Here is a 13384-nt window from a genome sequence, read left to right as displayed (position 1 = left end):
GACTGGCTGTGCGGCGTGCCGCCAGCCATCTCACCATCAACAGCTATGCTAAAGCCGTTTTTCTGCCCACAGAATAAATTCCGCTTTCGGCAGCGCTTTACTGTAGAGCCAGCCCTGACCGTACTGCACGCCGTGCTGGCGTAGCCAGGCTTCCTGATTCTCGGTTTCAATACCTTCTGCCACCATCTCCAGCTTCAGCGTTTTCGCGATCTCGATGATATGTGGCGTGACGTTGTTGTACTCCAGCGCATCGACGAACGATTTGTCGATCTTCAGGATATCCACATCCAGATCCTGCAAATAGCTAAGACTTGAATAGCCGGTACCAAAATCATCAATATAGATCGAATGGCCTGCCTGTCGGTATTTAGCAATAAACGGCGCGCTGTTTTTCGGGTCGGCAAATTCACGTTCGGTCAGCTCCAGCGCGATTTGCGCAGGCTTAAGTTGCCAGTGGTTCACCTTCTGGCTTAACAGAGCAGGAAGCGTTTCGGAGGTCAGATCGGCTGACTCAAGGTTAATGGATATATGCTGGTGGGGATATTGACGCAACCATTTTCCTAAATCGTCAAATACGCTTTCAATAATCAAACGGGTGAGCGGCTCTGAAAGCCCGGTCTCTTGCGCCAGTGCGACGAAAATCTCAGGCGACAGATAGCTCCCGTCGGCCTGTGGCCAGCGAGCCAGCGCTTCTGCCCCGACCACTTTCCCCGTTTTGAGCGAGATAATCGGTTGGTAGTAGACCTTGATATCCCGATGCTGGATAGCGTCCTGCAACTGGTGATGAGGGGACTGTAAACGGCGCAAAATACGCAGAATAAAGGCTGCGGTGAGTAAGCCGAGGAGGATCCCTGCCGGCAGCCAGATTAGCGCTTGTCGGTGCCAGCTCTTTTGCAAAGGTACAGTGGATGCCCAGGTTACAACCGTAATGCCCAGTTCGGGGAAGGGGCGGGCGTTATAAATACTGCCGTCTTTCTGCAGATGGGTAATCGAATGCTCTAGTTGCACATGTTGTAAAACATCCGGTGGCAGATCGGTGCTACTGGCTACCACCGTGTTACGCGCGGTACCAATGATAGCGACTTCAATCGGCCATGAGCCAAACGGGATGACATCAATAAAAGAACCGGGATCGATCATCACGACGTAATGCTTGCTACCTAATGCCGCCATAAAACGCTTGATGCCCAAATCGTTTTGCATGGTCAACCATGCGTGGTAGCCATCGGGCGTGATTTTCATTGCTGGAGGAAACGCGGCTGCCCGGCTTCTTTTTTCCAGGGATGAGCATTGTGGAACGTTATCTTTGAGGTACAGCACTTCCTGAATATAGCGATAGCTATATGACAAACGACGCATTTCAAGCAGATGCTCTTCACTACAAGGTTCACCCTGAAAAGCTTCAATATGGCGCAACGCTTTTTTGGCCTGTTCACCTACGCGTTCCGTACGTAATGCGACTCGGGTTGAGAACATATCGAGTTCATCGATAAATTTCGTTTCGACCTGACGATGCGCCAGCCACAGGCTTAAACCTACGGGCGCGAGGATGGAAAGAAACAGCACCCCAGTCACCAGGCTTATCAGATGTCGTGTTATCACAGTGATATCCTTATTAACACAGCGTAGGGAAAGTATATCCGAAAGCCGAAAAAGCTATTCGATTGGCATCATATATTTACAGCCACTTATCATCCCGTTTAACTCTTAATCGCGTAAACCAGGTTGTGATTTATACAAGAGTGGTGTATTTTGATAGTTATGTTATAACGTAACAAATTGAGGTTGCCATGAAGCCGGATATTCATCCTTTTTACCGTACTGTGGTGTTTCACGATACCAGCGCCAATGAATTTTTTAAGGTCGGCTCGACCATTAAAACGGAACGTGAGATTGAGTTTGAGGGGAAAATGTACCCGTACGTGACCCTGGATATCTCTTCCAAATCGCATCCGTACTATACCGGGAAACAAAAAACCTTTGATAACGAAGGCAGTGCAGCACGTTTCCAGAAACGTTTTGGTCATTTTATTGGCACTAAGCGAGGTTAAGATGCAGGTACTCAATTCACTTCGTAGTGCAAAACAGCGTCATCCTGACTGCCAGATAGTGAAACGCAAAGGGCGTTTGTACGTAATCTGCAAAACGAATCCGCGCTTTAAAGCTGTTCAGGGTCGTAAAAAAAGACGTTAGTTTCTTTACCAACATTTCAGGGATTAAAGTGCGTTTCCTTCATCGGGACGCACTTTTTTATCTGCGTTGAGATGTGGTTACTGGCTGGTCTGGGGGCGGGTTAGCGTAAAGACATCGTAAAACGAGAGTTCACCCTTACGCGATATCATCTTTTGCAGCTGCGCTTTATGTTCGCTATCGACGGAAGGTGAGTGCAGGATGGTATCGATGAGTGAAGGGGGGACAAAGCGCGTGTTATACCATTCCCCGTTATAGCAAACTCTGAAATCCAGTACGTCGATATCTTCAAAGCGGTATCGCGGCGCAACGTCGAAAAAGAAAAACGCGTTGAGTATGACGAACAGAACCACCAGCAGCCATACTGAATCGACTAACGTTTCTGACTGCAGCATCACCGCCAGCGTGGCAAACCACGCAACATACATGCCGATGAACAGGCCGGGATGTTTGCGAATAAAGCTGATGCTAAAGCGCGGTTTGTTGTCGCGCTTTTCGCGAATATTTAAGTCGTCGATGGTTTCGGTAAGCAGGCGCTGTATTTCTGTCATCTCTTGCCTTTGTAGTGTCTGCGATATTCAGATGCGATCGCCCTATTTTAAAAGGGGATACCTTGTGAAGAAAGTAACAGATTAACCACAATTTAGCATAACAGTTACATTTAAGATCACAGCGTTTTGATAATCCTGGCGGGATTGCCCCCAACCACGCAGTTTGCCTGAACGCTTTTCGTGACCACCGCGCCTGAGGCCACAACCACGTTATCACCCAACGTTACGCCAGGGTTTATCACTGCGCGTCCACCTATCCAGACGTTGTTGCCAATAGTCACGGGTTTGCCGAGCTCCATGCCACTGTTTCGCTCGGTGGCATCCAGCGGGTGGGTGGCTGTATAAATATGGACTCCTGGGGCTAACATGCAGTTGTCGCCAATATGGATCGGGCAGACGTCGAGCATAACGCAGTCGAAGTTGGCGTAAAATTCTTTACCGAGATAGATGTTATAGCCGTAATCACAACGAAAAGAGGGTTCAATATAAGCCCCTTCGCTCTGGCCCAACAGCTCATGCAGGATAGCTTGTCGCGCATTTTTTTCATCGGGAGCGGTGAGGTTGTAGCGATGGGTCAACTGACGAGCGCGTAGTCGGTCGTGGCGCAATGTTTCATCCGCCGGGCGATAAAGTTCACCGGCGATCATTTTTTGCTTTTCATTACTCATTACGAATTTCCTGTGTACTGGAGGTCATTTCAACACAGTAAAACGCAATGCAAACAAGGGGAACGTTCCCACTTCTTCGCTGTGATCGTAGTCACGTGATTTGATTTAAATAACCATTGTAAATACGAAAATGGTCAGCCAGACAAATGTACCGCTATACCTGACTTAACCCGTGAGCAATTAGCGAATGAATTTCCAAACAGAAGTTGGAATCTTGTCGTAGAGCTTATTCATAGTCAATTCAGCAAGGCGGTGATCTGCTGCTGAGTAAAATACAGCCAGTTCGTTGTCGGACAATTCATATTTATTTTTTTCAATAACGCGCTCAAGTGTGTCAATTGTCTGACAACGTCGCAGGCGCATCAAATAATCAGTTTTAGTTAATGGTTTATCGGACATAAATCTTACCTATGATTGTAATAATTTTTAACAAGACAAACTAACAGGATTAGCCCTGGTGGCATTGACAAAACAGCGAAACAGTCGATTACCTGACTTCCGCCATTTCTGCAGATCCTGCGTATTAATACCATAACTGCTGAACAACATAAAAGTGTCATCCAGGTATTCATCTATCTGCGCGATCATCTTATTGTCCTCATTGTACTTAATTTTATAATTAAGTGCGAAGGTTGCAATATGCTCTATCAGTTCATTGAGCTGCAAGCTAGTGGCAGAGGTAGGGTCATTAACCCAGCCATGGTTACTTTGTTCAAGGTTTGCAAGACAGTCATGATACAGGGTTTCGCAGAGAAATTTAAGCTGCGCGATATCATGTCTTTTGGGTGAGTATTCATCCATAACGCATCCCCTTCTTCGTGGCTTAAACTAACCGAACACCTTCGGGATGGATACAACAGACTACCTGGAACTTGCCCGCGACTCCTGATGATTTAACTATAATCTAGTCTAAAAAAGATTTCATCGTCATATCACGAAAAATTACAATTATGCAAACTTATGATGTCAGGTCATTTTTACATTTTAACAGATAAATGCGGTTATTCGGAATCGGACAATTTCTTTATTCTTCGGGCAATCATCGAGTTATCTTGATTAGGTTTAGCAACGAAAGGTAACAATCGACAATGTGAACCGCTTACCAGGAATAATCTTAATATTTATTAAAGTAAATAAGAACTCTCAATGATTTTTAAGAATAGCCTTTAAGGCTACAGGGATTATATCGCTTATTTACCCTGGAGAAAATAAACGAAATAGCAATAAGTGATTTTTATGATTTTTCCAGAAAAAAGGCCGCTTGCGCGGCCTTATCTTTAGAGATCTATCAATGATGGTCTACTGAGTGGCTATGCTCAAGATCTTCACTTTTGCGGCTAAAGCGGCGGCGTACCACCACAAAGAACACCGGAACAAAGAAGATAGCCAACACGGTTGCCGTCACCATCCCGCCCATTACGCCAGTACCAACGGCGTTCTGCGCGCCGGAGCCTGCGCCGGAGCTGATAACCAGCGGCATTACGCCCAGAATAAAGGCCAGCGATGTCATCAGGATCGGACGTAAACGCATGCGGACCGCATCCAGCGTCGCCTCTATCAGACCTTTACCCTCTTTATCCATCAAGTCTTTGGCGAATTCGACGATAAGTATCGCGTTCTTCGCCGACAACCCAATGGTTGTGAGCAGGCCTACCTGGAAGTAAACGTCGTTGGTCAGGCCGCGGAACGTTGCTGCCAGCAATGCACCGATAACACCTAACGGTACCACCAGCATGACGGAGAACGGAATTGACCAGCTCTCGTACAATGCCGCCAGACACAGGAATACGACAATCAGTGAAATGGCATACAGAGCAGGGGCCTGGTTGCCGGACAGTCGTTCCTGGTAGGACATACCGGTCCAGTCATAGCCGATACCGGATGGCAGTTTGCTGGCCAGTTCCTCCATCATTGCCATGGCTTCACCGGTACTTTTACCCGGTGCGGCCTGGCCTAAGATTTCCATGGAAGGCAGACCGTTATAGCGTTCCAGACGCGGTGAACCATATTCCCAACGTGAGGTAGAGAAGGCGGAGAACGGTACCATCTGTCCATCGCTACCGCGGACATACCAGTTTCCAATATCTTCCGGCAACATACGGTATTTCGCTTCAGACATGATGTAAACTTTCTTCACACGACCACGGTCGATGAAGTCATTTACGTAGCTTCCGCCCCATGCTGCACCCAGCGTTGTATTAATATCACTAATGGATACACCCAGAGCCTGCGCTTTTTCCTGATCGATATCGATCTTGAACTGCGGCGTATCTTCCAGACCGTTAGGACGTACGCCGACTAACAGATCAGGATGTTTCGCAACTTCACCAAACAGCTGGTTACGCGCCTGGGTTAGCTTCTCATGACCTAAACCTGCCTGGTCAATCAGCTGGAAGTCGAAACCGGTCGCGGTCCCTAACTCCACAATCGCTGGCAGGTTAAAAGCAAAGACCATCGCGTCTTTAATCTGCGAGAATGCGCCCATCGCACGTTGAGTAATTGCCTCAACCTTGTTCTCCTCGCCTGGACGTTCACTCCAGTCTTTCAGAGACACGAATGCGATACCGGTGTTCTGACCACGTCCTGCAAAACCGAAGCCGTTAACGGCAAACACCGATTCAACGTTCGCTTTTTCTTTGGTCAGATAGTAATCCGTCATTTCGTCCAGCACCTTCTGGGTACGCTCTTGCGTTGCACCCGCTGGCAGCTGAGCCATTGACAGGAATACCCCCTGGTCTTCATCCGGCAGGAACGAGCTTGGCAGACGAACGAACAGATAGGCCATACCCACGACGATGATCAGATACAGCGCCAGATAACGACCGGTGCTGCGCAGAATTCCGCCCACGCTGTCGGTGTAATGGTGCGTGCTCTTATCGAACATGCGGTTAAACCAGCCGAAGAAACCTTTTTTGCCTTCTCCGTGATCGCCTTTAGCAACCGGTTTGAGCATGGTCGCACACAGGGCAGGGGTCAGAATCAATGCCACCAGGACTGATAACGCCATCGCCGAAACAATGGTGATGGAGAACTGACGGTAAATTGCACCGGTAGATCCCCCGAAGAAGGCCATCGGAATAAATACCGCTGACAGCACCATAGCGATACCAACCAGTGCGCCCTGAATCTGGCCCATCGATTTACGCGTTGCTTCCTTCGGTGGTAGCCCTTCCTCAGCCATTACACGTTCAACGTTCTCGACCACAACGATGGCGTCATCCACCAACAGGCCGATGGCGAGCACCATCCCGAACATCGTCAGCGTGTTTATCGAGAAGCCGAAAATCGCAAGGACGGCAAACGTACCCAATAGCACCACCGGCACGGCGATAGTCGGAATCAGCGTCGCGCGGAAGTTCTGCAGGAACAGATACATTACCAGGAACACGAGGATGATGGCTTCCGCCAGCGTTTTCACTACTTCGTGAATAGAGATTTTCACGAACGGCGTGGTGTCATACGGGTAAACGATCTTCAGACCTGACGGGAAGAACGGTTCCATCTTCTTCAGTTCATCGCGGATAGCGTTTGCGGTGTCCAGGGCGTTAGCGCCTGTCGCCAGCTTGATACCCAGACCGGATGCCGGTTTACCGTTGAACTTCGCAATGATGTCGTAGTTCTCACCACCCAGTTCGACTTTCGCTACGTCACGCAGGCGCACCTGGGAACCGTCCTGATTCACTTTCAGCAGAATTTTGCTGAACTCATCGGCGGAGGTTAGACGGGTTTGCGCGATGATCGAAGCGTTAAGCTGCTGGCCTTTCACCGGCGGCGTACCGCCTAACTGACCGGCTGCAACCTGGGCGTTCTGCGCTTTGATGGCGCTGATCACATCAACCGGCGTCAGCTGGAAGTTATTCAGTTTGTTCGGATCCATCCAGATGCGCATCGCGTACTGGGAACCGAACAGCTGAACATCACCCACACCTGAAGTACGGCTGATGGCGTCCTTCATGTTGGCGCCCACGTAGTCGGAAATATCCTCCTGCGTCATGGTGCCGTTGGTGTTGATTACGCCGACAACCATCAGGAAGCTACTGGATGATTTCTCAACGCTCACACCCTGTTGTTGTACTTCCTGCGGTAGAAGCGGCATTGCCAGCTGCAGTTTGTTCTGCACCTGTACCTGCGCGATATCCGCATCAGTACCAGACTGAAAGGTAAGCGTGATCTGCACGGTACCCGTGGAGTCACTGTTTGAGGACATGTACATCAGGTTATCGATACCGTTCATATTCTGTTCGATAACCTGCGTAACAGTATCCTGTACTGTTTTGGCATCAGCGCCAGGGTAGGTCGCGGAGATCGTCACTGCTGGCGGTGCAATAGTCGGATATTGCGCTACCGGCAATTTGAGGATCGCGAGCCCCCCTGCCAACATGATGATAATGGCGATCACCCACGCAAATATTGGGCGATCGATAAAGAAATTAGGCATGTCTTAACGGCTCCTGTTTAAGTTAAGACTTGGACTGTTCAGGCTGGCTACCGCTTGCAGCTTGCTGGTTGTTATCAGCGGTGATTTCCTGCGCTTTTACCTGCGCGCCAGGACGTACTTTTTGCAGCCCAGTGACAATCACGCGGTCGCCCGGTTTAAGTCCATCAGTGACTAACCATTTGTCGCCAATCGCTTGTGCGGCGACAATTTGACGGGTTTCAACTTTGTTGTCTGCACCGATAACCAATGCACTGGCATCGCCACGCGGTGTGCGGGTAACGCCTTGCTGTGGAACCAGTAATGCAGTTGGGTTAGTCCCTTCTTCCAGACGAGCACGGACGAACATACCCGGCAGTAAGGTGTGATCCGGGTTAGGGAAGATTGCGCGTAACGTAATCGACCCGGTGGTTTGATCTACCGTGACATCAGAAAATTCCAGCGTACCGGACTGCGGGAATTTAATGCCGTCATTGGTCACCAGTTCGACTTTCGCTTTACCGTTTTCTTGCTTCAGAGTGCCGTTGGCCAACTCTTGTTTCAGGCGCAGGAAATCGTTGCTTGACTGCGTCACGTCCACATAGATGGGATCCAACTGCTGAACGGTTGCCAGTGCGGTTGCCTGACCGTTTTGCACCAGAGCGCCTTCAGTAACGGATGATTTACCAATGCGGCCGCTGATCGGCGACGTTACTTTGGTATAAGCCAGATTGATGCGTGCAGTTTCTACCGCGGCTTTCGCGGCGACAACGGAGGCGTTCGCCTGCTGTGCGTCTGCCAGTGCACTATCGTAATCCTGTTGACTGATGTACTTAGTACCCAACAGTTTCTGATAACGTTTGACCGTCAGTTGAGCGATATTTGCTGCGGCTTGCGCTTTTGCCAGATCGCCTTTTGCGCTTTCATAAGCGGCCTGGTAAGTAGCAGGATCAATCTGATAGAGAGATACACCCGCTTCGATGTCACCACCTTCCGTGAAATTACGCTTCAGGATAATACCGCTAACCTGAGGGCGAACTTCTGCAATGCGATACGCACTGGTGCGACCCGGGAGTTCGGTTGTTATCTGTAGAGGTTCAGTTTTGAGCGTAACAACTCCAACCTCTGGCATCTGCTGGCCCCCTTGTTGGGCCTGTTTGTCGTCACATCCTGTTAGCGCTAAGCTGCCTGAGAGCATCAGAACGACTGCCAGAGGCGTTAACCCTCTGTTTTTGTTCATATGTAAACCTCGAGTGTCCGATTTCAAATTGATCAATGGCTGAAAGCCCATAAACCCATTGCTGCGTTTATATTATCGTCGTGCTATGGTACATACATTCACAAATGTATGTAAATCTAACGCCTGTAAATTCACTGACCTATGGCACGAAAAACCAAACAACAAGCACAGGAAACTCGACAGCACATTCTCGATGTCGCTCTGCGTTTGTTTTCGCAACAAGGGGTATCATCCACCTCGCTTGCGGAGATCGCAGCAGCCGCTGGTGTCACGCGCGGCGCGATCTATTGGCATTTCAAAAACAAATCGGATTTATTCAGTGAAATCTGGGAGCTAGCAAAACCTAACATTGATGAGTTAGAGACTGAGTATCAGGCAAAATTCCCCGACGATCCACTATCAGTATTAAGAGAAATTTTAATTTACGTTCTTGAAGCTACCGTGACAGAAGAACGCCGACGTTTATTGTTGGAAATTATATTCCACAAATGCGAATTTGTCGGGGAAATGGCCTCAGTTCAGCTAGCTCAACGCAGTCTGTGTATTGAAAATTACGACCGTATCGAACAAACATTGCGGCACTGCATGAACGCCAACATGCTGCCGGAAAATCTGAACACGCGTCGCGTGGCGGTGCTGCTGCGTAGTTATGTTACCGGAATTATCGAGAACTGGTTATTTGCCCCTGAATCTTTTGATCTGAAAAAAGAGGCTCGGGAATACGTCGCCGTGCTGCTTGAGATGTGTCTTCTCTGCCCAACCTTGCGGGTTAACGTAGCGGAAACCTGTTAACTCTCTGGGTCTGTACCAGGAATTCTCCTGGTCATTTTGCCTCCTGCTATTCTGCCGGTCACAGCCGTGATATTCTTGCCGTTTGACTATTTTCGGTCACTTTTCCGGTTCAGAAACCTTCATTCTCATGACTATGTTGCAGCTCTATAAACGTTCACAGCATCTTATTGCTATTACCATTCTTTTCTTCATTCTATTGCTATCCTGCCAGTCATCTGCATTTGCGCGGGCGCAACAGAGTGGTGAACTGCCGACGAAAGCGGATATTCAGAGCCAGTTAGACACGCTGAATAAACAAAAAGATCTCTCCGCACAGGATAAGCTGGTTCAACAGGATCTCATCGATACCATTGCCACGCTGGATAAAATCGATCGTGTGAAGGATGAAACCGTACAGCTTCGGCAAAAAGTTGCCCAGGCGCCGGAGAAAATGCGTCAGGCGACGGATGCGCTAAATTCGCTTAGCGATGTCGATAATGACGATGAAACGCGAAAAACGCTGAGTACGCTCTCCTTACGACAGCTTGAGTCGCGCGTGTCGCAGGTCCTGGATGATCTGCAAAGCTCGCAAAACGATCTGGCCGCTTACAACAGCCAACTGGTATCGCTGCAGACACAGCCAGAGCGCGTACAAAATGCGATGTACACCGCGTCGCAACAGATGCAGCAAATCCGCAATCGACTCGATGGCACCACTGTGGGAGAGGCGGCTTTACGCCCCAGCCAGCAGGTGCTGCTGCAGGCGCAGCAAGCGTTGCTGAACGCGCAGATCGACCAGCAGCGTAAGAGCCTCGAAGGGAATACCGTTTTGCAGGATACCCTGCAAAAACAACGCGATTATGTGACGGCGCACAGTAACCGCCTTGAACACCAGCTCCAGCTCCTGCAAGAGGCGGTGAACAGCAAACGACTGACGTTAACCGAAAAGACGGCACAGGAAGCGGTAACGCCGGACGAAGCCGAGCGTATTCAGTCCAATCCGTTAGTGAAGCAGGAACTTGATGTTAACCATCAGCTCAGCCAGCGCCTGATTGCCGCGACTGAAAACGGCAACAGCCTGATGCAGCAAAATATCAAGGTCAAAAACTGGCTTGACCGCGCGATGCAATCCGAACGCAACATTAAAGAGCAGATCGCCGTCCTGAAAGGCAGTCTGCTGCTGTCGCGCATTTTATATCAGCAACAACAAACGCTGCCGTCGGCGGATGAGCTTGCCGATATGACCAACCGGATCGCCGATTTGCGTCTGGAGCAGTTCGAAGTTAACCAGCAGCGCGATACGTTGTTCCAGAATGATGCGTTTGTCGCCAAACTGGAAGAAGGACACAGCAACGACGTTAACCCTGAAGTCCATGATGCCCTGCTGCAGGTCGTGGATATGCGTCGTGAACTGTTGGATCAGCTAAATAAGCAGCTGGGCAACCAGTTGATGATGGCGATTAATCTGCAAATCAACCAGCAGCAGTTAATGAGCGTGTCGAAAAACCTGAAAGAGATCCTCACGCAGCAAATCTTCTGGGTTAACAGTAACCGTCCGATGGACTGGGACTGGATCAAAGCCTTCCCGCAAACCCTAAAAGACCAGTTTAAGTCGATGAAAATCACGGTGAACTGGGAAAAAGCCTGGCCCGCCGTGTTTATTGCGTTCCTGGCAGGGCTGCCGCTGCTGCTTATCGCCGGGTTAATCCGTTGGCGTTTGAAGTGGCTGAAGGATTATCAGGCAAAATTAGCCGCCGCGGTGGGGAACCTGCGCAATGACAGTCAGCTTAATACGCCAAAAGCGATTCTGATCGATCTCATCAGAGCCTTGCCGGCGTGTCTGATTATCCTCGCGGTGGGTCTGATTCTGCTGACTATGCAACTGAATATTAGCGACCTGCTGTGGGCGTTCAGTAAGAAGATGACCATCTTCTGGCTGGTGTTTGGTCTGTGCTGGAAGGTGCTGGAAAAAGATGGCGTGGCGATACGTCATTTTGGCATGCCAGCGAAGCAGACCAGCCACTGGCGTCGCCAGATTGTGCGTATTAGCCTTGCGCTGTTGCCGCTTAACTTCTGGTCGGTCATTGCTGAGCTGTCGCCGCTTAATTTGATGGACGATGTGCTTGGCCAGGTGGTCATTTTCCTCAACCTGCTGCTGATCGCCTTCCTGGTATGGCCAATGTGCCGCGAAAGCTGGCGTGACAAAGAGTCGCATGGTCTGCGTCTGGTCACTATTACCGTGCTGTCTATTATTCCGATTGCATTAATGGTGCTGACGGCGACAGGGTATTTCTACACCACGCTGCGCCTGGCGGGCCGCTGGATTGAAACGGTCTATCTGGTTATCCTCTGGAATCTGCTGTACCAGACGGTGCTGCGAGGGTTGAGCGTAGCGGCACGCCGTATCGCCTGGCGTCGTGCGTTAGCGCGTCGTCAGAACCTGGTGAAAGAAGGGGCCGAAGGCGCAGAGCCGCAGGAAGAACCGACTATTGCGCTGGAACAGGTTAACCAGCAAACGCTGCGTATAACCATGCTGGTGATGGTTGCCCTGTTTGGTGTTCTGTTCTGGGCCATTTGGTCTGATTTGATCACCGTGTTCAGCTATCTCGACAGCATAACGCTCTGGCATTACAACGGCACCGAAGCGGGTGCGGCAGTGGTGAAAGACGTCACCATGGGCAGCCTGTTGTTTGCGATTATTGCGTCAATGGTCGCGTGGGCGCTGATCCGCAACTTACCCGGCCTGCTGGAAGTGCTGGTGCTCTCGCGACTGAAGATGCGCCAGGGGGCTTCTTATGCGATCACCACGATCCTGAATTACGCCATCATCGCCATTGGTGCGATGACGGTCTTCGGATCGCTCGGCGTTTCGTGGGATAAGCTACAGTGGCTGGCCGCTGCTCTCTCGGTTGGTCTTGGTTTCGGCTTGCAGGAAATTTTCGGTAACTTTGTTTCCGGTCTGATTATTCTGTTTGAACGCCCGGTACGCATCGGCGATACCGTGACCATCGGTACGTTCTCCGGAACGGTCAGCAAGATCCGTATCCGTGCCACTACTATTACTGACTTCGATCGTAAAGAGGTGATCATCCCGAACAAAGCATTCGTGACGGAGCGTTTGATCAACTGGTCGCTCTCCGATACCACCACGCGTCTGGTGATCCGCATTGGCGTGGCCTATGGTTCGGATCTGGACAAAGTGAAGAAGGTGCTGTTGCAGGCGGCGACAGAACACCCGAAAGTGATGCACGATCCGGAGCCTGCAGTGTTCTTTACCGCCTTCGGCGCCAGCACGCTGGATCATGAGCTGCGTTTATACGTGCGTGAATTGCGCGATCGTAGCCACACGGTTGATGAACTTAACCGGGCGGTCGATCGTTTGTGTCGTGAAAATGACATTGATATCGCCTTTAACCAGCTCGAAGTTCACCTGCATAACGCGAAAGGTGACACCGTGACCGAGGTTAAACGTGACATCATTAAAGGTGACGATCCGACGCCTTCGGTAGGTTAACAGAAATAATCATCAGGCCTGCGAGCTTCGATTCAT

Annotated in this window: 11 protein-coding genes; 4 read left to right on the top strand and 7 right to left on the bottom strand. The window is 50.1% G+C overall.

Annotated elements, in window-relative coordinates:
- Window positions 1-48 precede the first annotated feature (48 nt).
- Complete coding sequence (locus tag HV037_RS18075) at window positions 49-1602, bottom strand: EAL domain-containing protein (protein ID WP_047416867.1); 1554 nt, start codon at window positions 1600-1602, stop codon at window positions 49-51.
- 188 nt (window positions 1603-1790) lie between these two features.
- On the opposite strand from HV037_RS18075, the gene HV037_RS18070 reads away from it, so the two are divergent.
- Together HV037_RS18070 and ykgO are read left to right on the top strand one after the other, a co-directional pair.
- A complete protein-coding gene (locus tag HV037_RS18070) occupies window positions 1791-2051 on the top strand; it encodes a type B 50S ribosomal protein L31 (RefSeq protein ID WP_016152070.1) in 261 nt (86 codons plus the stop codon).
- A 1-nt stretch (window position 2052) separates the two neighbouring features.
- The gene (ykgO, locus tag HV037_RS18065; RefSeq protein ID WP_005125190.1) at window positions 2053-2193 is read left to right on the top strand and encodes a type B 50S ribosomal protein L36; all 141 of its coding nucleotides are present in this window, start codon (window positions 2053-2055) and stop codon (window positions 2191-2193) included.
- A 77-nt stretch (window positions 2194-2270) separates the two neighbouring features.
- Here ykgO and HV037_RS18060 read toward each other — a convergent pair whose 3' ends face one another.
- The 6 genes from HV037_RS18060 to acrA all read right to left on the bottom strand — a co-directional run bounded on the left by HV037_RS18060 (window position 2271) and on the right by acrA (window position 9063).
- Window positions 2271-2741: a YlaC family protein gene (locus HV037_RS18060; RefSeq protein WP_016152071.1), complete on the bottom strand. Its 471-nt coding sequence runs from the start codon at window positions 2739-2741 to the stop codon at window positions 2271-2273.
- A gap of 116 nt (window positions 2742-2857) precedes the next feature.
- Window positions 2858-3409: a maltose O-acetyltransferase gene (gene maa, locus HV037_RS18055; protein WP_103283555.1), complete on the bottom strand. Its 552-nt coding sequence runs from the start codon at window positions 3407-3409 to the stop codon at window positions 2858-2860.
- Between the two features lie 180 nt (window positions 3410-3589).
- Window positions 3590-3808, bottom strand: a complete 219-nt coding sequence (locus tag HV037_RS18050) for an HHA domain-containing protein (protein WP_002892050.1) — start codon at window positions 3806-3808, stop codon at window positions 3590-3592.
- 27 nt (window positions 3809-3835) lie between these two features.
- Window positions 3836-4210, bottom strand: a complete 375-nt coding sequence (gene tomB, locus HV037_RS18045) for an Hha toxicity modulator TomB (RefSeq protein ID WP_181500127.1) — start codon at window positions 4208-4210, stop codon at window positions 3836-3838.
- Between the two features lie 487 nt (window positions 4211-4697).
- Window positions 4698-7847 carry an efflux RND transporter permease AcrB gene (acrB, locus tag HV037_RS18040; RefSeq protein ID WP_016152073.1) on the bottom strand — a complete coding sequence of 1050 codons (3150 nt, stop codon included), beginning with the start codon at window positions 7845-7847 and terminating at the stop codon, window positions 4698-4700.
- Between the two features lie 22 nt (window positions 7848-7869).
- A complete protein-coding gene (gene acrA, locus HV037_RS18035; protein ID WP_016152074.1) occupies window positions 7870-9063 on the bottom strand; it encodes a multidrug efflux RND transporter periplasmic adaptor subunit AcrA in 1194 nt (397 codons plus the stop codon).
- A gap of 141 nt (window positions 9064-9204) precedes the next feature.
- On the opposite strand from acrA, the gene acrR reads away from it, so the two are divergent.
- Both acrR and mscK read left to right on the top strand, forming a co-directional pair.
- Window positions 9205-9855 (top strand): multidrug efflux transporter transcriptional repressor AcrR, encoded by a 651-nt coding sequence (acrR, locus tag HV037_RS18030; RefSeq protein ID WP_016152075.1) that lies wholly within the window; start codon window positions 9205-9207, stop codon window positions 9853-9855.
- 127 nt (window positions 9856-9982) lie between these two features.
- Window positions 9983-13348, top strand: a complete 3366-nt coding sequence (mscK, locus tag HV037_RS18025; protein WP_103283556.1) for a mechanosensitive channel MscK — start codon at window positions 9983-9985, stop codon at window positions 13346-13348.
- Window positions 13349-13384 lie beyond the last annotated feature (36 nt).

The sequence above is a fragment of the Citrobacter sp. RHBSTW-00017 genome (genome assembly GCF_013797615.1).
GTDB lineage: Bacteria > Pseudomonadota > Gammaproteobacteria > Enterobacterales > Enterobacteriaceae > Citrobacter > Citrobacter braakii.
The sequence above is the reverse complement of the archived record's forward strand: the minus strand, read 5'-3'. Positions and strand labels throughout refer to the sequence as shown.